Origin of the sequence: Brachyspira pilosicoli (assembly GCF_019402445.1) — a bacterium.
GTDB classification, from domain to species: domain Bacteria; phylum Spirochaetota; class Brachyspiria; order Brachyspirales; family Brachyspiraceae; genus Brachyspira; species Brachyspira pilosicoli_B.
In genome coordinates this window covers 1-19,553 of sequence record NZ_SRZM01000021.1, presented here as the reverse complement: position 1 = coordinate 19,553, position 19,553 = coordinate 1, and the positions used below count along the sequence as shown (strand labels likewise).

Here is a 19,553-nt window from a genome sequence, read left to right as displayed (position 1 = left end):
GCCTCTCTTATATTAACGCCCCTTCTTTTTAATTCAATATGAACCATAGGGAAACCGTTTATTAGAATAGTAACATCATATCTCGCTTTTCTTTCTGAGTGCGTTTCTGTGTATTGATTAATAACCTGCAGATGATTATGATATATATTATCAGCATCTATTATAAAAATATTCTTAGGCTCTCCATTATCCAAGTCTAATGAAAATATACGCTCTTCATGCATTTTATAAGTTTTATCAACAGTCTTTTCATTACCATTTACTATAATAGAATTAAAAAGATTATTCCATTCATTATCTGTAAAATTATAATCATTTAATTTTTCTAATTGAGTTCTAAGGTTTTTAATTAAATCATTTTCATTTTTTATATTTACGTATTCGTATCCCTGTTCGGTGAGCTGTTTAATAAATTCTTCTTCGAGTTCTGCTTCAGATTGATATTTAGTTCTATTTCTTTGTATTGGAGTATATTTAGCGACAACGGTACTTTCCTCAGACATTTTGATGATATCCATTTTCTCTTTGTTTTGCATATAAACTCCTATTTAATTTTTTTTAATAATATGTTCTTTTTCCCGCGTACGAGCTGTACCAATACTCGCCGTATGGGCTTACCGCACGGTAATGCTTTTCTTTAATTATAATCTCTTAGGCGTGCGGGGGTATTGCTTTTTAATACACAATTATTTCTTCTTCTCCTTAAAAGTAAGTAATTTATCTCTGTAGTATTCATATTGCTTTTTACGAAGCTCAATCTCAGCAGGCAGCCCCTTAGTGATGTCATTGCATAACGTGTCGAATTGGTCAAGTATTTTAACGATACGTTCCTGCTCTTTTAATGGCGGTACTGGAATTTTTAAATTTCTCATCTCTTTCATCGGCACGCTTTTTACTGTTCCGCCATCTGCTTTTGCTAAATACATATCTCTTATATAAGACGATTTTAATAAATACATTAAAAATTTTGGTACTAAAAAACTTTTATTAGGCTTTATTGAATATATACCCTCTTTAATATTCCAATTATTAGGAAATTTATCTATTATTGCAGTTTCACCAATGGTGCCAGTGCCTGAAAATAAAACATCTCCTACTTCTAAATTAGAACGTCTATTACATAAATTTAATGCTTCATCATTTATTTTGTCTGTTTTTTCACTAAACTTTATTGTATTATTTTGTAATTCTCTAATCGTAACATAATAATTTTTTGCATCGTCTGTATTAAGTCTAAAAAATTGACGGGGATTTAATCCTGTATTTAATGAAATTATAACTTCATTGAGAATTTTCCATTCAACCTCGTCGCCGCACGACTGTGTACCTTCGGTAAAAGTCAACAGCTTGTCCCTATAATACTCATACTGCTTTTTTCTTAAAATGGTTTCTCTATGCAAAAGCTCCTGTAATTTTATTGTCTTCTCTGTAAACTCGTCTAATATACGAACTATCTCTTTTTGTACTTCTATTGGCGGGAGCGGTATTATTATATCAAGAACTTTTGACATATCAGGGTGCTTAATTCCTGAACCTCTATAAAATGTATCTATAAGTTTTCCTTTCGAAATTATAATATAATATAAAAATTTATTATCGAGTTTCTTTTTATCGTTTGATGTCATTATACGATTATCAGCTGTAACAAATTTTCCTTTATAATATTTTATACAATCTATAACTGCCCTAGATTTACCCCAAGGTATAGTTACTACTTCACCATTACATAAATTATTACCTGCTATTTTTTCAGTTGTCCAGCCTGTTTTTTCTCCTGTAGATAATAAAAATACATCTCCACTATCTTGTTCCATAGCAAATAAATCACTGGCTAATAGATAAGGATAATTTATTACTTCAGGTTGTTTCTTTCTATCAACTGAATTAAATTTTTTATCCCATATTGTTACAGACCATAAAGGTACATATTCCACGCCGTCGGGGCAGTGTTTCTTTAAAAGCTCTTTTAGGGTGCTCATAATACTTTTTTAGGCCTCTATTTCCTTAATTATCTTATCTATTGCCTTACGAAGATTGCTCTCTTCTAAAACTATTGCCTCCAAATCTTTATTTAACACTTTTATATCTACTTGCTCCCTTGTGTCTTTCTGCTCTACATAAGTGGATACTGACAAATTATAATCCTGTGCCTCTATCTCTTCCTTTGTTGCTAAATAGCATTTATGGGCTTTACTCTCCCTCGCCTTAAAATAAGACAAAATATCTTCTATATTCTTATCGCTTAATTTATTATTGTTCGTTGCCTTTTCATAATCTTCGCTTGCATCTATAAATAAAGTCTTACCATCTATTTTTGATTTCGATAACACCATTATACAAGTAGCTATTGATGTGCCGTAAAATAAATTGTCTGGAAGCTGTATTATGCATTCTATATAGTTATTGTCTATCAAATATTTTCTTATTTTCTGCTCTGCTCCTCCTCTGTACATTATACCAGGAAAACATACTATTGCTGCAAGTGCTGCAGTATCGAGCCAAGAGAGAGAATGAAGAATAAATGCAAAGTCGGCTTTTGATTTTGGTGCTAATATTCCTGCAGGAGAATAGCGGGGGTCATTTATTAAAAGAGTATTATCTTCCCCCTCCCATTTTATAGAGTATGGCGGATTAGAAACTATTGCATCAAAAGGTTCATCGCTTAGATGTTTAGGTTCTGTCAAAGTATCTCCGTGTGCTATATCAAACTTTTCAAAACCTATATCATGCAAAAACATATTTATTCTGCATAGGTTGTAGGTAGTAATATTTATTTCCTGACCAAAATAATGTATTTTCTTTTCTTCATCTTTTAATATTCTTTTGAACTTTAAAAGCAAAGAACCGCTTCCGCATGCAGGGTCATATACTCTTTTAATTTCACTCTTTCCTGTAATTGTAATTCTTGTAAGAAGCTCCGAAACCTCTTGAGGTGTAAAAAACTCTCCTCCGCTTTTGCCTGCACTTGATGCATACATACCCATTAAATACTCATAAGCATCACCGAATGCATCAATTGAATGGTCTTTAAAATCTCCAAGCTCTATATCAGCAATGCCGTTTATAAGTTTTCTTAATCTCTCATTTCTTTTAATTACAGTAGGTCCTAATTTATTACTGTTTACATCTATATCATCAAAGAGCCCTGCAATTTTTGTTTCGCTTTTAGTTCCTTTAGCAGAGTTTTCTATATCTTTAAATATTTTCTGAAGCTTTTCATTTAGATTATGTTTTTCTTTACTGTCTTTTTTAGTATCTTGATTATTGGCTTCTTTTCTTATATTTTCAAAGAGTTCGCTCGGATATATAAAAAAGCCTTGTTCTTTTATAGTTTCTTTTTTTACATGTTCAACTTCTTCATCTTTTAAATTTGCATAATTAAAATCTTTATAACCTGCATTCCATTCATTTTGATTTAAATAGTTTGCAAGGTGCTCAGAAATATACCTATAGAAAAGCATTCCAAGCACATACTGCTTAAAATCCCAACCGTCAACGCTTCCCCTCAAATCATCAGCTATTTTCCATATTTTGCTATGAAGTTCATCACGCTCTATTATGCTTTTATTGTCTGCCATTGCTCTGCTCCAAATTTATAGATTTACATAATTATAAAATTATTTAATGATTTTTTCAATATTGCTAAAAATTAGCACATTAGAAAATTAATTATTTTATAGATGTATATCTGCTTTCTTTAATTAAATAATCCACTCTCTTTTGAAACTATAAAAATATCATCTGTTTGACAAAATAATATTTTTATTATAATATTTTTTGAGATTTTAATAATTAAATAGAGGTTATAAAATATGCCCAGCAAAGTATATATTGTTGGAGGGGGATGCGGTTCTTATGAGCTTTTAACATTAAAAGCAAAAGAAGTTTTAGGTATATGTGATTGTGTAATATATGATAGGCTTGTTGATAACAGCATACTTCAATTTTGCAATGAAAAAGCAGAACTAGTTTATTTAGGAAAAGAGCATGGAAATCCTGAACTTCAAAATATTATACACAAAACAATTCTTAAATACGCTTTAGAAAATAAAATAGTTGTAAGATTAAAAGGAGGAGACCCTTTAGTATTTGGAAGAGGCGGAGAAGAATTAGATTTTTTATATGACAATAATATTAAATTTGAAATAGTGCCCGGCATAAGTTCATCAATAGCCTCATGTGAATATGCTGGCATTCCTTTAACTTATAGAAATATATCAAGAAGTTTTCACGTATTTACAGCTCATGCTATGAGTGAATATAATCATTTAGATTTTACTATAATATCAAAATTAGAGGGAACTTTAGTCTTTTTAATGGGAATAGCAAATCTTGAAAAGATAGTTAATGGACTTTTAGAAAATGGCAAATCAAAATCTTCCCAAGCTTCAATAGTAGAAAATGCATGCCGTCCAAATCAAAGAGTAATAGTAGGCACTTTAGAAAATATTGTAAGTTTATCAAAAGAAAAAAACATAAAATCTCCCGCTACTATTATAGTTGGAGATGTAGTTCAATTTCAAAATAAATTTTCTTGGTATGACAAAATGCCTTTAAGTGGAAAATCTGTTTTAATAACAAGAGATAAAAAAAGAGGCAATATTTTATACAATAGATTAATAAGTTTAGGAGCACAATGTTATCTGCTACCTATGATTGATATAGAATACAATAATAATAAAGAGCTTATTAACTTAAATAAATACAAAGCTATATTATTATGTTCATCAAATGGGGCTAATGCATTTATTGAAAAAATAGATGATTTAAGAATATTAAATAATATAAAAATAGGTGTTGTAGGAAAAGCAACTTTAAATGCTTTAGAAAAATATAAGATTAAAGCAGATTTTTATCCTAATAAATTTTTAGTTAATGAATTAATAAAAGAATCTGTAGCTCACACAAATGAAAATGATAATATATTAATAATCACATCAAATATATCTCCTATAAATTCAGATGAAATAAGCAGTAAATATAATAGAAATTTCACAAAATTAGAATTATATAATACTAAAAAAATAAAGTATGAAGAGAAAATAATGATAGAAAATATTAATAAGACAGATTATATAATATTTTTTAGTCCATCTACAGTTGAATCATTTTTGGAATCAATTAACTATAATATATCTTTAATTAAAAATAAAAAAATAGTATCTATAGGACCTGTAACAAGTAAAAAAATAAAAGATAATAATTTAAGTGTATATTTAGAAGCTGAAGAATTTTATAGTGAAGGTGTAATTAAATCTTTATTAGAGGATAAATAATCGTTAGGAGATTAATAAAGAAATATGTTTAAAAGAACCAGAAGAACAAGAAATAATGCTATTATAAGAGATTTAATATCTGATGTAAATTTAACTATGAATGATTTTTTATATCCAATATTTATAGAAGAAGGAAACAATATAAAAAAAGAAATAGAAGCTATGCCTAATCAGTTTAGACTTTCTATAGATAAATTAAAAGAAGAATTAGAAGATATAGTTAATTTAGGTATAAGAGGTGTATTATTATTTGGAATACCTAAAAACAAAGATGAAATAGGAAGCTCTTCTTTTGATGAAAATGGAATAATACAAAATGCTGTAAAATATATAAAATTAAATTTTCCTAATCTTTTAGTTGTAACTGATGTATGTATGTGCGAATATACTTCACATGGACATTGCGGAATATTATGCGGAAATAATGTTGATAATGATTCTACACTTGAATATATATCAAAAATAGCATTATCACATGTTCAAGCTGGAAGCGATATAGTAGCACCTTCAGATTGTATGGACGGTCATGTTTATGCTATTAGAAATATTTTAGATAAAAATGGATATTATAATACTCCTATAATGTCTTATAGTGTAAAATATGCTTCTTGTTATTATTCACCTTTTAGAATGGCTGCTGATTCTGCCCCTAGTTTTGGAGATAGAAAAAGTTATCAAATGGATTTTAGAAACAGCAAAGAATATATAAGAAAGATAGAAAATGATATAGAAGAAGGGGCAGATATTTTTATAATAAAACCTGCTTTGTCTTATTTGGATGTTATAAAAGATGTATCAAATAATTTTAATATTCCAATAGCAGCCTATAATGTAAGCGGAGAATATTCTATGATTAAGGCAGCATCAAAGCTTGGATTTATAGATGAGAAAAGAGCCGTTTTAGAAAATATGTATGCATTAAAAAGAGCGGGTGCTGATATAATCATAACTTATCATGCAAAGGATTTAAGCAAATATTTAAAAGAGCTATAATAAAATGTTTTTTCCTGTTTTTCTAGATATAAAAAATAAACAATGCCTCATCATAGGCGGAGGGAATATTGCATTAAGAAAAATTAACAAGCTTATAAAATATGAATGTAAAGATATTACTGTTATTTCTGATAAAACATTAGATGATATAAAAAAATTGGCAGATAATAAAAAAATAAAAATCATACATAATAAATTTGAAATAGATAGAGAAACATTAAAAAAATATTTTTTAGTTATTGCAGCTACTGATGATGAGAAAATAAATAATGAAATATCTAATTTATGCATTAAAGAAAATATATTAGTTAATAATGTTTCTTCCAAAGAAAATATGAATATACGTTTTTGCACAAGCATAGAAAACGAAGAATATTCTATAGCAATATCAGCAGATGGTAATCCCAAAAAAGCTTTAGAATTAAAAGAGAAAATCAAAAAATATTTAGATAAAAACATACAATAAATTTATTATAATTTGTGATTTAAATCACGGCATTTATAAGTATACATGGTATTCTATAATAAAGGGTTATATAGGTATATTGTATGCATAAATTATTAGTAAATGAAGTTTATAATATTATATTTAATAATAGTATATCTTTACAAAGTGAAGTTATAAATATAAAAGATGCATATAAACGAGTACTTAAAAAAGAACTTTATTACAAAATAGATGACCCTCCTTTTAATAAATCTGCAATGGACGGCTACGGATATTTTAATAATGGCAATAAAAAATTTTTACTGCTTAAAGAAAGTATAATAGCAGGAGATTCAAGCAAAAACATAAACATTCCTGAAAATTGCTGCATAAAAATAATGACAGGTGCGGCTGTTCCAAAAAATATAAATAAAATATCTAAGTTTGAAGCCACAGAAATTATTGATGAAAATGAAAAAAAATATGTTTATATAAAAGAAGCTGAAAAGTCTGATAACATAATATATAAAGGCAACGGATATAAAAAAGGTGATTTATTATTAGATAAAAAAATATTAGAAGCTGAAGATATATCCAAATTAGCATCTAATGGATACTCAGAAATTGAGGTAGTAAAAAACCCTAAAATTGCTTTTATAAGTACAGGGAATGAACTTACAGATATTACAAAAGAACTTGAAGAAGGAAAAATATACGATTCAAACAGCTTTTTAATAAAAAATAAATTAAAAACAATGAATATAGAATGTCAATTCTATGGAATAGTAAAAGATGATTATGATAGTCTTTATGATATTGTATATAAAGCATTAGATGAAAATGATATTATAATAGTTAGCGGCGGTATATCATTTGGAGATATGGACTTTACAAAAGAAGTTTTTAATGCACTTAATATAAAAGAACTTTGTCATGGCGTAAAAATAAAACCTGGAAAACCATTCTATTTTGGCAAAAAAGATAATAAAGCAGTATTTGGACTTCCAGGTAATCCTTTTGCTGTATTAGTTTCTTTTGAAAACTTTGTTAAGCCTTATATATATAATTCTATGGAATGTAAATATAATAATCAATTTTTTAAACTTCCTCTACTTGAAGAATACAAAAGAAAAAAAAGCGATACTGAAGAATATTTGCCTGCTGAGTTTGTTTTTAATGAAGATGCAACACTTGTTAAACTAATTGATTATAAAGGCTCTTTCTATTTGCCTTCAAATATAAAAGCACTTGTAAAAATAGATGTTGGGGTTAATGAAATTAAAGCTTTAGAGAACGTTAGTATAAAGTTTATATAAAAATAATAAAATGAAGGAGTATAAAAAGATATGAATACTATGCAAACAACATGTAATTACTGCTCATTAGCATGCAATTTTGATGTTACATCAGATGGTAAAACAATCACAAAGGTTATACCATCTAAAAACTATCCTGTTAATAAAGGGTTCTCTTGTATTAAAGGACTTAATTTAAATAAACAAGGTCTTATGAATAGCCCTGACTCTAAGCCAAGAATTAAAGATAAGCAGGGTAATGTTAAGCATGTTTCTTGGGAAGAGGCTTTTAATTATACTGCTTCCAAATTAAAAGAAATAAAAGAAAAATACGGACCTCAGGCTATAGCTGGAATAAGTACAGGTCAATTAGAAACAGAGGGTATGGCTATATTTGGACATGTTGTTAGAAATTTTTTGGGTGGAAATTTAGACGGAAATACCAGATTATGCATGGCTACTTCTGTTGTTGCTCATAAACAGAGTTTTGGTTTTGATGCTCCTCCATACACTTTAAATGACTTTGAATTATCAGACACTATATTTTTAATTGGTGCTAACCCTATAGTGGCACACCCTATTATATGGGACAGAATAAGATTAAATAAGATTCCTAATAAAAAAGTTATAGTAATAGACCCTAGAAAATCAGAAACTGCTAAAGAAGCAGATTATTGGTATGGATTAAAAAGTAAAACAGATATTTATTTATTCTATACTTTAGCTAATGTTTTAATTGAAAAAGATTGGATTAATAAAGAATATATAGAAAATTACACAGAAAACTTTGACGCTTACAAAGAACATGTAAAAAACTTCCCATTAAGCAAAGCAAAAGAAAATACAGGTTTATCAGAAGAACAAGTTATGGAAATAGCTACTATGATACATGAAGGAAAAAATGTATCATTCTGGTGGACTATGGGAGTTAATCAAGGTTATCAAGCAGTACGCACTGCTCAGTCAATAATTAACTTGGCACTTATGACAGGAAATATAGGAAGACCAGGAACAGGTGCTAATTCTATAACAGGACAATGCAACGCTATGGGCTCAAGAGCCTTCAGTAATACTGCAGGATTATACGGAGGCGGAGATTTCGATAACCCTAAAAGAAGAGAAGCTGTATCAAAAGCATTAGGCATAGAAGAAAAATGGCTTCCAAATGCACCTACTATTACATATAATGCAATTATAGAAAAGGCTATTGCCGGTGAAATAAAAGCTCTTTGGATTTGCTGTACTAATCCTAGACATTCTTGGACTAATAACGAAACATTTAAAAAGGCTATTGAAAATTTAGAATTATTTATAGTACAAGATATTTATGATGATACAGACAGCTCTAAGCTTTGCGATGTTTATTTCCCTGTTACTTCAGGACTTTATAAAGAAGGCGTTATAATTAATACAGAAAGAAGATTATCAAAATTACGCCCTGTGCTTACAGAAAAAAACGGCAAATTAACAGACTATGAAGTGTTTTATAAGATGGGTGAAGCTTTAGGAATGGGCGATTTATTAAAAGGCTGGGAAACTCCTAGAGATGCTTTTGAATTAATGAAAAAATGCAGTAAGGGTATGCCTTGTGATATTACAGGTGTTGATTATGATGCTTTAAATGATTCACCTGGCATACAATGGCCTTATCCAGAAGGAAGTACTCCTCTAACTGATAATGAAAGAAGACTTTTTGAAAACAATCAATATTATACTCCAAACAAAAAAGCTAAGTTTATGTTTGAAATGCCTATAGAAAACCCTGTTCAATGCAGCGAAAAATATCCTTATATATTAAATACAGGAAGAGGTACAGTTGGTCAATGGCATACTCAAACAAGGACAAGAGAATTAGATGTTGTTAATGATGTATCTGTGAAGAATGCTTATATTTATATAAGTGAAGCTATGGCAAAAAATAAAGGAATCAATAATTTTGATGCCGTTGAAGTAGAATCTATAAATGGTCAGACAAGAAAATTTATTGCTTTTATCACAGATTCTCTTTCTGATAATCAATTATATGCTCCTATACACTATATAGAAACTAATGCCCTAACCCCTAGTGTATATGATACTTATTCAAAAGAGCCTTCATATAAATCAACACCTGTTAATATAAAAAAGGCTATATAAAAATAAAAAAGGAGTAAATATGAAACCTATAAAAAGAATAGCAATAGATAGAAATAAATGCATAGGCTGCTTAACTTGCGTAAGTGCATGTATAGTTGCCCATGACGGAGAAGAGCCAAGAAACAGAGTTGTTATAAGCAGTAATTATAAAAACTCCCCTATATTCTGCAGAAACTGCGATTTACCAGAATGCGTATATACCTGCATGTCTGGTGCTATGAAAAAAGACCCAAAAACAGGATATGTAACTTATGATAAAGAACAGTGTGCAAGCTGTTATATGTGCATAATGGCTTGTCCTTATGGAGTATTAAAAGAAGATAGCTTAACAAAAAAACAAATATTAAAATGTGATATGTGTGAGCATTATGAAGAAGGTTCTCAATGCGTAAAAAAATGTCCTATGAAAGCTATTACTTTAGAGGAGGTAAAATAATATGAAATATCTTGTATTAGGTGCTTCTGCTTCAGGATTAAATGGGGCTCGTGAACTTAGAATGTTGGATAAAGATGCTGATATTACTTTAGTATCTATAGATGATAAAATATATTCAAGATGCATGCTTCATTATTATATAAGCGGAAAGAGAACTGAAGAATCTCTTAATTTTATGCCTGAAGATTTTTTTAATAAGTATAATGTAAAATGGATTAGCAATACTAAAGCTATATCCATAGACACAGATAAAAAAACTGTAAAGCTTTCAAATGGAAATGAAGAGAGCTATGATAAACTTCTTTTAGCTACAGGAGGCTCAAGTGCTATACCTCCTATTGAAAATTTAAGAGAGGCTAATAATGTTGTGGGAGTTAGAACTCTTGATGATTGTAAAAAAATAATGGAACTAGCTAAAAAATATAAAAATGCTGTAGTTATTGGTGCTGGACTTATTGGTGTTGATGTTGTAAGCGGGATTTTGCCTTATAAATTAGAAAAGCTTTCTGTTATTGATATAGCTCCTTTCATTATAAGCAAGCAATTAGATGAGTATTCTGCTAATGTTTATCAGGATAAATTAAAAGAAAATAATGTTTCTCAATATTATAGTGTTAAAGTAAAAAGAATAGATATTGACAGTAATAAAAATCCTAAATTTGTTGAGCTTGAAGATGGCAGAAAGATTGATGCTGATTTTATAGTTGTTGCTATGGGAGTTACTCCTAATACTGATTATTTAAAAGATAGCAAAATAGAGTTAAATAAAATGGGAGGAGTTGTTATAGATAAATTTGGTAAAACTAATATTGATGATATATATGCTGCTGGAGATATTACTGCAACTACTGCTATATGGTCTGCTGCTGTTAAACAGGCAATAATAGCTGCTAATAATATGACAGGAAATAATATTGATATAGATACTCTATTTAATTTTAAGTCTACAATGAATTTCTTTAATATTCCTTCAATGTCTATAGGAAATGTTATACCTCCTGATGATTCGTATTCTGTAGAGATATTTGATGATAAAAAAGGAAATTACAGAAAGATAGTTCATAAAAACGGTAAAATATATGGTGCTTTGCTTCAGGGTGATTTGCGTTATGCTGGAATACTTACTCAATTAATAAAAGAAAATATTGATGTAAGTAAAGTAAAAAAACCATTATTTAATATAGATTATTCAGACTTTTTTAATATAGATGAAAACTTTAAATTTGCTTTTTAATGAAAATATAGCTGCTGTTGTTTTATGTGGTGGAAATAGCAAAAGATTTGATTTTAAAGATAAAGCTCTGCTTAAGTATGATAACAACAGCACGTTTTTAGAACATATTATTTCAGAATGCAGTAATCAAGAATTATATTTATCTGTGAATAATTTTGATAAATATAATTCTTTGATTTCTGATTATAAAGAAAAATATAATAAAAAAATATATACAATAGAAGATATTAATAAAAATATAGGTGCTTTAGGCGGCATTCATAGTGCATTTGTTAATATTAATTCTAATTATATACAATTTTTAAGCTGTGATACTCCTAATATTAGTAAAGATTTTCTTTACTATATGCAAAGTATGGTAGATGAATATCATGATGCTTTTATACCTGTTTATAATAACAAGGCTTATTTTTTATGCGGTATATATTCAAAAAATATAATTAATGCTGTAAATGAAAATATACAAAATAAAGAGTATAGAATAAAAAAATTAATAGAAAAAATTAAAGTTAAATATATAGATTTAAAATATACAATTTTTAAATTACACAATATAAATACTTCAGATGATTATTTATTATTTCAAAAAACTATACCTCAATACTTTGCAATTTGTGGCAAAAGAAACTCTGGAAAAACAACTCTAATATGCAAATTAATAAAAGAGTTTGTTAATATGGGTAAAAGTGTTGCTGTAATAAAACATACATCTCATGACCATTCTTTTGATACAGATGGAAAAGATACTTATGATTTTAAAAATAATGGAGCTTCTGCTACTTTAATATATTCCCCATTAAAATATATGCTTGTAAAAGACTATATAAAAAGTGAAGATGAAAAAGATGATTTAATAAAGTTTATAAAAAGCTTAAATGAGTATGACATAATTATATTAGAGGGTTTTAAACATCTTGATAATATACCAAAAATTGAAGTGTTTAGAACAGATGTAACTGATAAACCTTTATGTGAAATCTCTTCTTTAAAAGCATTAGTTACAAATGATATTAATTATAAAAGCGAAGTTCCTGTTTTTGATATTAATAATATTTCTTCAATAATAGATTTTATAACACAAAATCTTATAATAATTTAACAATAAAAGGAGTTTTAAGTATGACTAAATTAAAAGGATTACCTATTGGTTTTGTTGGAACCTGCGTAGGATTAGCCACATTATCAAATGTTTACAATCTATTAGGTTTCAGTTGGGTAAGACATTTATGCATGTGTTTAGCTGGATTTGCAGCTATATTAGGCATATTGAAAGTTATATTCTTTTTTCCTAAAGTACAAGAAGAATATAAAAGCGGAGTTTTGGCAGCTATGTATACCACAATAACGATGAACACTATGCTATTTGGTACTTATATTGCTGGGTATAACACTGCTTTAGGAAAAGCTATATTTTTAACAGGTGTATTTGTGCATATGGCTATGATATTATGCTACACTATATACCATATAATTATGAATTTTAAAGTAGATTTTTTACTTCCTTCATATTTTGTTACTTATAACGGACTTTTAGTTTCTACAGTTGCTGGAATAAATATGCTTCCTCCTAAACTTGCTATGGGAATAACTTTTTATGGAATAGGCGTTTATGTTCTTATATTAATATTTTTAATACCAAGAATAATCACCAAACCTATACCTGCTAACTTTGTTCAAACAAAAACAGTATTGTTAGCTCCTTGTTCTTTATGTCTTGTAAGTTATTTAAACTTCAATAATGTAGAAAGCTTAAAAATGTATTTTAATCCTATTGTAGCACTAATATTATATATTTGTGTTTTATTAACATTTATATATATATTATGCAATATATTTAAGTTTTTTGAAAATGGATTTACTCCATTATTTGGAGCTTTAACATTCCCTATGGCTATAGGTACTTTAGCAGGATACAGAGCAGGAGCATTTTTCACTTCTATTGAAACTTATAAAACTTTAGGAGTTTTGGCAACAAATGTTACAGGTTTTCAATTGCTAATATCATCTACTTTTATGTGTTTAGTATTTTTTAATTTTGTAAAAATGTATTTAACCCCTAATAAAGAATAAATAGAAAAAATAGGTTATTTATATATTATTTATAGATAACCTATTTTTTACTTATTCATTTTTTTACTTATTCTCTTATAAAGTTCTAAAGCTAAATTATTTTTATCTTTTAATTCATTAATAGAAATCTTATCTCTATAGTTTTTATTGTTATAAAAGAAATTTCCATGAAGTATAATATTATTATCGTAAGTAACTTCTGCATAGCCACCCACCGGGGAATTACATCCGCTGTCAAAAAGACATGCAAACTCTCTTTCAATATCAACTAATCTTCTTGCATTTTTATCTTCTATCAATTTCAACACTTCTATCATCTCATAATCATTTTCTCGGCACTGCACACATAATGCCCCCTGCCCCGGTGCCGGAAGTATATCATCTATAGAAAAATATTCAGTTATCATACCCTCAAGATTTAATCTCTTCATAGCAGCAGCAGCCAATATTAAAGCATCATAATCTTCTGTTTCAAGCTTTTTTAATCTTGTATTAATATTTCCGCGTATAGGTTTTATAATTAAATCATCTCTAAGCATCATAACAGAACTTGAACGCCTTAAAGATGTAGTTCCTATTATAGAACCTTTTTTCAAATCATTGAATTTAATATTATTCTTTGAAATTAATACATCTCTTGCATCATCTCTTTCCGGCACAGAAGCATATACCAATCCCTTTGTATTAATTATAGGCATATCCTTCATAGAATGTACAGCAAAGTCAATTTTTTTATCTAATAAAGCCTCTTCTATTTCTTTTGTAAAAGCACCCTTTAGAGATTTTTCTGTACTGTTTGGGTTTTCTATTAAATGCCTATCACCGCTTGTTGTTATCTCTTTTATTTCTATATCTATTTTGTTTAATTCATCTATTTTTTTTAATTTTTCTATTACTATATTTGTTTGAACCAATGCTAATTTGCTGTTTCTGCTTCCTACAATAATCTTTTTTCTCATCATAAAAAATATAATTCCATCTTATAAAAACAATTTTGTTCATTTTAGCAAGTTATTATTTTTTTATCAATACTTATTGACTTTTTTTTATATAATTATATTGTTTAATAAGAAATTATGATTACATTAGATGAAGCATTCAATAAAATAAAAATATTCCAAAATATTAATTCTCAAACTATAGAATATATAAAAAAATTCTCCAATCTAAAAGTATATAAAGAAAAAGAACATGTATTTATGGATAAAGACAAAGTTGATAATATATATATAATAGTGTTAGGCAAAGCAGCTTTATATAAGCTAAATAATTTTGGAGATAAGAAAATAATTTTTATATTTGGAGAAGGACAAATATTAAATGAACATAGTATACAAGATATAAAAGTTTCTATAAACTGCGAAGTTTTAGAATATTCTGTTGTTATGCTCATACCATCAAATATTTTTATAAATGCTATGGAAAAAGATTGTGCATTATCTAAAGCTATGCTAGATTTAATGTCTTTAAACATAAGAAGATTATATAGACAGCTTCAAAACACTACAAATAATCTAGAATGTGAAAAAAAATTAGCTTCAAAATTATTAAAATTAGTAAAAGATAATGGCATATACTGTGAAAACATAGTAAAAATAAATGTACCATTAACTATAACATATATATCAGAGATGATAGGTTCAAGAAGAGAAACTGTTTCAAGACAAATAAAAAAATTATCAGAATTAGGTTTTATAGAATTCAAAGACAATTTTATATTTATAAAAGATATAGAAAAATTAAGAAATTACTTTTATGATATATAGTTTATTTTAAAAGAACTTCTTAATAAAATTTTAATATTGCAGTGTGATATATATCACATACTTATTTTTAATAATGTCTATAATAAATACATAATTAAAAGGAGGTTTGTAGCATGGGATATAAATTAGATAAATCTGATTTTCAAAATCTGATTGACAATCTAAAAAAGTACTATTTGATTTATGCTCCTAAAAATTTTAAAGGTACAGGAACATTTTCTGATACGGATATAGTAAGATATGATTATATTTCAAATATTGATGATATAGAATTTAATAAAAAATCTAATTATTCATTTAAAGAATCTATTTTACCAATCACTCAAACATTATTTTATTTTACAGAAGATGAAGTAAAAGAGGCTAATATTGAAAGAGAAAAACCAGCATTAATATTTTTAAGAAGCTGTGATTTGCATGCTATAAAAAGATTAGATCAAATATATCTAAAAAATGGTTTTGAAGATTATTATTATAAGCGTTTGAGAGATAATATAAAATTTGTTCTTATAGGCTGTTCAAAATCTTTTGATAATTGTTTTTGTGTGAGTATGAATAGCAATAAATGCGATGAATATGATTTTGCTCTAAACATTAGAGATAATTATTTTGAAATAGATTGCAAGAATGATGAGTTTAAAAATTTATTTAAGCAGTACGAAGAATTAAATGTAGAAATAGATTATGTAAGAGAGAATGATATTAAAGTAAAAGTAGCTAAAAATTTAAGTTTAGACGTTTATAAATCAAAGATGTGGGACGAATATGATGCAAGATGCATTAATTGTGGAAGGTGCAATTTTGTATGCCCTACTTGTACTTGCTTTACTATGCAAGACATTTTTTATACTGATAATGGAAAAGTTGGAGAGAGGAGAAGAGTTCATGCTTCCTGTATGGTAGATGAATATACTGATGTTGCTGGAGGAGGAGCTTACAGAAAGAAAAATGGAGAGCGTATGCGTTTTAAGGTTATGCATAAAGTTTTTGATTATAAAAAAAGAAATGGATATACTATGTGTGTGGGATGTGGAAGATGCGATGATGCTTGTCCTGAATATATATCATACTCTAACTGCATTAATAAATTGGAAGATGCTATGAAGGAGGTATCTAAATGAGTAACAATGAATATGTACCTTTTTTATCAGAGATTTTAGATATCAAAAAGCATACAGAAATTGAATATACTTTTAAGATGTCATATAATGGAGAATCAAAACCAGGACAATTTTTTGAAGTATCAATTCCAAAGTTTGGAGAAGCACCTATATCAATAAGCGGCATAGAAAAAGGAAGCATCGATTTAACCATAAGAAAGGTAGGAAAAGTTACTAATGAAATATTTGAAAAGTACATTGGAAACAAGCTTTTTATGAGAGGACCTTATGGAAATGGATTTGATGTTAATTTATATAAAGACAAAGATATTATAATAATTGCAGGAGGTACTGGAGTTTCTCCTGTAAGAGGTGTAATAGATTATTTTAGTGCTAATAAGAATGAAAGAAAAGATATGACCACTATTATAGGGTTCAAAAGCCCTGATGATATTTTATTTAGAGAAGATATTGAAAGATGGGAAAAAAATATGAACCTTATATTAACAGTTGATGCAGCTCCTGAAGGTTATAATAAAAATATAGGGCTTGTAACAAAATATATACCAGAATTAAAAATCACTGATAATACTATAGCAATAGTAGTTGGACCTCCTGCTATGATGAAATTTTCTATAATGGAATTAGAAAAAATTGGACTTAAAGAAGAGAATATTTGGGTATCTTATGAGAGAAAGATGTGTTGTGGTATAGGAAAATGCGGGCATTGCAAAATAGATGATGTTTATATTTGTTTAGATGGCCCTGTATTTAATTATGTTAAAGGTAAAACTTTAGTAGACTAGGAGTATTATTATGTTAGATATAAATGTAAAAAAACTTAAAAAAAATGCATTTCGTATTACTAAAAAAAGAGGATTAACTGCTTCTAGGATAAGAGTTCCAGGTGGACATTTAAATGTTAAATATTTGGATATTATAAAACATATAGCAAACAATTATGGTAATGGCACAATTCATATGACAGTTCGTCAGGGTTTAGAAATTCCTGATATAAAAATGGAAGATATGCCAAAAGTTAATGAACTTTTACAGCCTATAATAGAAGGACTTAATATTAATCAAGATGAAAAAGGAAAAGGTTATACTTCATCTGGGACAAGAAATATATCTGCATGCATTGGAAATAGGGTTTGCCCTTTTGCATGCTATGATACTACAGCATTTGCTCAAAGAATAGAAAAAGAAATATTTCCCAATGACTTACATTTTAAAGTAGCTTTAACAGGATGTCCTAATGATTGTGCTAAAGTGAGAATGCATGACTTCGGTATTATTGGAATGACTCACCCTCAATACGAAAAAGACAGATGCATAAGCTGTAAGGCTTGCATAAAATCATGCAAAAGAAAATCTGCTGATGTTCTTAATATGGTTAATTATAAGATAGAGAGAAATCATAAAGGATGCATAGGCTGCGGTGAATGTGTTATTCAATGCCCTATGAGAGCTTGGACTAGAAGCGAGAAAAAATATTATAGACTTACAATAATGGGAAGAACCGGTAAGAAAAATCCTAGACTTGGTGAGGACTTTATAAAATGGGCTGATGAGGATAGCATAGTAAAAATCATATTAAATACTTATGAATATGTAAAACAATATATAGATTTAACTGCTCCGGGCGGAAAAGAACATATAGGATATATAGTTGATAGAACAGGATTTGAAGAGTTTAAAAAGTGGGCTTTGAAAGATGTACAGTTGCCTGATATAGCTGAAGTTTATACTCCTATTTACTGGAAAGGTATACATTATGTTTAAACAAAACGAATATTATATCTTTTAATTTTCATTTATAAGCTTTTTGGTTTTATTTATGCATAAATTTATAAAAGAGTCCCATTCGCCCAAAGTTTTATCGAATACTTGAACTTCAATACCTAACTCTTTTATAGCATTAAATATACCATCTAATATATCATTCTTATAATGAAATGATTTTGATATTAATATTGGAATTATTAATACTTTTTTATTTAACTTTAAAAGCTTATCTTTTATTTCATCTAGGCTTATACCTTCAGAGAAAGTTATAGATAAATACGACTCATTTTGAAGACTTAATTTATAAGCAAGCATTCCATAGGCAGAATTAGAATGATGTTTTCCTCCATGTCCTACAAATAAATATGTATAATTATTATAATCATTAAATTTCTCTTTTATTATAGAAACCATATTATCATAATCGCTTGGAATAGATAATAATGATTCTCCGTATTTTAATATAGAATAATACTCTTTAAAAGGTACTGTAGTGTGGAATATACGCATATAATCTTTATTTTGTAATAAAACTATAGGAGCAATATATACTTCTTTTATATTCTTATTTTTTAGCTCATTTAATCTATCTTTAACTGCTGGAAAATCAGAAGCTTCTTTCATCATTTTTCTTATAGCACTTGAACTATAAGCATCTGTTATATAAAAATCTTTAAACTCACTTTCGAATCTCTTTATTATATTAGAATACATTTTATCTGTTTCTTTATAATTATTGGCACCATGAAATAATAATATTATACTTTTATCTGACATAAACCTTACTCCATAATAATTATAAAAATATTATAATAAATTCATAGATAAATTTCAATTAATAGAAGTATATCCGCTTTCTTCAACTAAATACTGCCCCTCTTTAGAAAGTATAAAATCTATTAATTTTTTTACATTGGGATTATTGTCCATAGCTTTTTTAGTTGTTACAGCATAAAATGTAGTTGATAGAGTATAATAGCCGTTTTGTATATTTTCTTTATTTGGTTTTATATTATCTATAGTTTCTAATAA

The 19,553-nt window shown here is 27.7% G+C and carries 18 protein-coding genes and 1 pseudogene; 13 read left to right on the top strand and 6 right to left on the bottom strand.

Features of this window, described 5'->3' with window-relative positions; translation table 11 throughout:
* The 3 genes from E6A48_RS00980 to E6A48_RS00970 all read right to left on the bottom strand — a co-directional run.
* Positions 1-536: type I restriction endonuclease (locus tag E6A48_RS00980; protein WP_258018503.1), on the bottom strand; the 536-nt coding region annotated here is incomplete at its 3' end.
* A gap of 150 nt (positions 537-686) precedes the next feature.
* Positions 687-1,979: a restriction endonuclease subunit S gene (locus E6A48_RS00975; RefSeq protein WP_219708139.1), complete on the bottom strand. Its 1,293-nt coding sequence runs from the start codon at positions 1,977-1,979 to the stop codon at positions 687-689.
* Positions 1,980-1,988: 9 nt separating this feature from the next.
* Positions 1,989-3,578: a type I restriction-modification system subunit M gene (locus E6A48_RS00970; protein ID WP_219708138.1), complete on the bottom strand. Its 1,590-nt coding sequence runs from the start codon at positions 3,576-3,578 to the stop codon at positions 1,989-1,991.
* Between the two features lie 234 nt (positions 3,579-3,812).
* Between E6A48_RS00970 and cobA the strand changes: the two genes are divergently transcribed.
* The 9 genes from cobA to E6A48_RS00925 all read left to right on the top strand — a co-directional run bounded on the left by cobA (position 3,813) and on the right by E6A48_RS00925 (position 13,867).
* Entirely contained in the window at positions 3,813-5,276 is a 1,464-nt protein-coding gene (cobA, locus tag E6A48_RS00965) for a uroporphyrinogen-III C-methyltransferase (RefSeq protein WP_219708137.1), read from the top strand.
* 24 nt (positions 5,277-5,300) lie between these two features.
* A complete protein-coding gene (hemB, locus tag E6A48_RS00960; RefSeq protein ID WP_219708136.1) occupies positions 5,301-6,269 on the top strand; it encodes a porphobilinogen synthase in 969 nt (322 codons plus the stop codon).
* A gap of 4 nt (positions 6,270-6,273) precedes the next feature.
* Positions 6,274-6,735 carry a precorrin-2 dehydrogenase/sirohydrochlorin ferrochelatase family protein gene (locus E6A48_RS00955; protein ID WP_219708135.1) on the top strand — a complete coding sequence of 154 codons (462 nt, stop codon included), beginning with the start codon at positions 6,274-6,276 and terminating at the stop codon, positions 6,733-6,735.
* A gap of 83 nt (positions 6,736-6,818) precedes the next feature.
* The gene (locus E6A48_RS00950; protein WP_219708134.1) at positions 6,819-8,012 is read left to right on the top strand and encodes a molybdopterin molybdotransferase MoeA; all 1,194 of its coding nucleotides are present in this window, start codon (positions 6,819-6,821) and stop codon (positions 8,010-8,012) included.
* 30 nt (positions 8,013-8,042) lie between these two features.
* Entirely contained in the window at positions 8,043-10,127 is a 2,085-nt protein-coding gene (locus tag E6A48_RS00945) for a molybdopterin oxidoreductase family protein (protein WP_219708133.1), read from the top strand.
* A gap of 19 nt (positions 10,128-10,146) precedes the next feature.
* Positions 10,147-10,563, top strand: coding sequence for a 4Fe-4S dicluster domain-containing protein (locus E6A48_RS00940; RefSeq protein ID WP_219708140.1), 417 nt, complete (start codon positions 10,147-10,149; stop codon positions 10,561-10,563).
* A 1-nt stretch (position 10,564) separates the two neighbouring features.
* A complete protein-coding gene (locus tag E6A48_RS00935) occupies positions 10,565-11,797 on the top strand; it encodes an NAD(P)/FAD-dependent oxidoreductase (RefSeq protein WP_219708132.1) in 1,233 nt (410 codons plus the stop codon).
* Positions 11,772-12,896, top strand: a complete 1,125-nt coding sequence (mobB, locus tag E6A48_RS00930) for a molybdopterin-guanine dinucleotide biosynthesis protein B (RefSeq protein WP_219708131.1) — start codon at positions 11,772-11,774, stop codon at positions 12,894-12,896. Before E6A48_RS00935 ends, mobB begins: the two co-directional genes overlap by 26 nt.
* 20 nt (positions 12,897-12,916) lie before the next feature.
* Positions 12,917-13,867, top strand: a complete 951-nt coding sequence (locus E6A48_RS00925) for a TDT family transporter (RefSeq protein WP_219708130.1) — start codon at positions 12,917-12,919, stop codon at positions 13,865-13,867.
* Positions 13,868-13,914: 47 nt separating this feature from the next.
* On the opposite strand, the gene hemC is transcribed toward E6A48_RS00925, so the two are convergent.
* Positions 13,915-14,829: a hydroxymethylbilane synthase gene (gene hemC, locus E6A48_RS00920; RefSeq protein WP_219708129.1), complete on the bottom strand. Its 915-nt coding sequence runs from the start codon at positions 14,827-14,829 to the stop codon at positions 13,915-13,917.
* Positions 14,830-14,943: 114 nt separating this feature from the next.
* On the opposite strand from hemC, the gene E6A48_RS00915 reads away from it, so the two are divergent.
* The 4 genes from E6A48_RS00915 to asrC all read left to right on the top strand — a co-directional run bounded on the left by E6A48_RS00915 (position 14,944) and on the right by asrC (position 18,518).
* Complete coding sequence (locus E6A48_RS00915) at positions 14,944-15,633, top strand: Crp/Fnr family transcriptional regulator (RefSeq protein WP_219708128.1); 690 nt, start codon at positions 14,944-14,946, stop codon at positions 15,631-15,633.
* Positions 15,634-15,746: 113 nt separating this feature from the next.
* Positions 15,747-16,754 (top strand): anaerobic sulfite reductase subunit AsrA, encoded by a 1,008-nt coding sequence (asrA, locus tag E6A48_RS00910; RefSeq protein WP_219708127.1) that lies wholly within the window; start codon positions 15,747-15,749, stop codon positions 16,752-16,754.
* A complete protein-coding gene (gene asrB, locus E6A48_RS00905; protein WP_219708126.1) occupies positions 16,751-17,539 on the top strand; it encodes an anaerobic sulfite reductase subunit AsrB in 789 nt (262 codons plus the stop codon). Before asrA ends, asrB begins: the two co-directional genes overlap by 4 nt.
* 10 nt (positions 17,540-17,549) lie before the next feature.
* Positions 17,550-18,518 carry a sulfite reductase subunit C gene (asrC, locus tag E6A48_RS00900; RefSeq protein WP_219708125.1) on the top strand — a complete coding sequence of 323 codons (969 nt, stop codon included), beginning with the start codon at positions 17,550-17,552 and terminating at the stop codon, positions 18,516-18,518.
* Between the two features lie 21 nt (positions 18,519-18,539).
* Here asrC and E6A48_RS00895 read toward each other — a convergent pair whose 3' ends face one another.
* Complete coding sequence (locus tag E6A48_RS00895; protein WP_219708124.1) at positions 18,540-19,298, bottom strand: sirohydrochlorin cobaltochelatase; 759 nt, start codon at positions 19,296-19,298, stop codon at positions 18,540-18,542.
* Positions 19,299-19,352: 54 nt separating this feature from the next.
* Positions 19,353-19,553 (bottom strand): annotated as a pseudogene (locus tag E6A48_RS00890) (PstS family phosphate ABC transporter substrate-binding protein); the annotation flags it as partial.

What these genes read in the sequence shown, in the direction of transcription:
- mobB (WP_219708131.1), top strand. Translation starts at nt 11,772, where the DNA reads ATGAAAACTTTAAATTTGCTTTTTAATGAAAATATAGCTGCTGTTGTT.
- asrB (WP_219708126.1), top strand. Translation starts at nt 16,751, where the DNA reads ATGAGTAACAATGAATATGTACCTTTTTTATCAGAGATTTTAGATATC.
- hemC (WP_219708129.1), bottom strand. Translation starts at nt 14,829, where the DNA reads ATGATGAGAAAAAAGATTATTGTAGGAAGCAGAAACAGCAAATTAGCA.
- E6A48_RS00940 (WP_219708140.1), top strand. Translation starts at nt 10,147, where the DNA reads ATGAAACCTATAAAAAGAATAGCAATAGATAGAAATAAATGCATAGGC.
- hemB (WP_219708136.1), top strand. Translation starts at nt 5,301, where the DNA reads ATGTTTAAAAGAACCAGAAGAACAAGAAATAATGCTATTATAAGAGAT.
- asrA (WP_219708127.1), top strand. Translation starts at nt 15,747, where the DNA reads ATGGGATATAAATTAGATAAATCTGATTTTCAAAATCTGATTGACAAT.
- E6A48_RS00955 (WP_219708135.1), top strand. Translation starts at nt 6,274, where the DNA reads ATGTTTTTTCCTGTTTTTCTAGATATAAAAAATAAACAATGCCTCATC.
- E6A48_RS00915 (WP_219708128.1), top strand. Translation starts at nt 14,944, where the DNA reads ATGATTACATTAGATGAAGCATTCAATAAAATAAAAATATTCCAAAAT.
- E6A48_RS00895 (WP_219708124.1), bottom strand. Translation starts at nt 19,298, where the DNA reads ATGTCAGATAAAAGTATAATATTATTATTTCATGGTGCCAATAATTAT.
- cobA (WP_219708137.1), top strand. Translation starts at nt 3,813, where the DNA reads ATGCCCAGCAAAGTATATATTGTTGGAGGGGGATGCGGTTCTTATGAG.
- E6A48_RS00925 (WP_219708130.1), top strand. Translation starts at nt 12,917, where the DNA reads ATGACTAAATTAAAAGGATTACCTATTGGTTTTGTTGGAACCTGCGTA.
- E6A48_RS00945 (WP_219708133.1), top strand. Translation starts at nt 8,043, where the DNA reads ATGAATACTATGCAAACAACATGTAATTACTGCTCATTAGCATGCAAT.
- asrC (WP_219708125.1), top strand. Translation starts at nt 17,550, where the DNA reads ATGTTAGATATAAATGTAAAAAAACTTAAAAAAAATGCATTTCGTATT.
- E6A48_RS00950 (WP_219708134.1), top strand. Translation starts at nt 6,819, where the DNA reads ATGCATAAATTATTAGTAAATGAAGTTTATAATATTATATTTAATAAT.
- E6A48_RS00975 (WP_219708139.1), bottom strand. Translation starts at nt 1,979, where the DNA reads ATGAGCACCCTAAAAGAGCTTTTAAAGAAACACTGCCCCGACGGCGTG.
- E6A48_RS00935 (WP_219708132.1), top strand. Translation starts at nt 10,565, where the DNA reads ATGAAATATCTTGTATTAGGTGCTTCTGCTTCAGGATTAAATGGGGCT.
- E6A48_RS00970 (WP_219708138.1), bottom strand. Translation starts at nt 3,578, where the DNA reads ATGGCAGACAATAAAAGCATAATAGAGCGTGATGAACTTCATAGCAAA.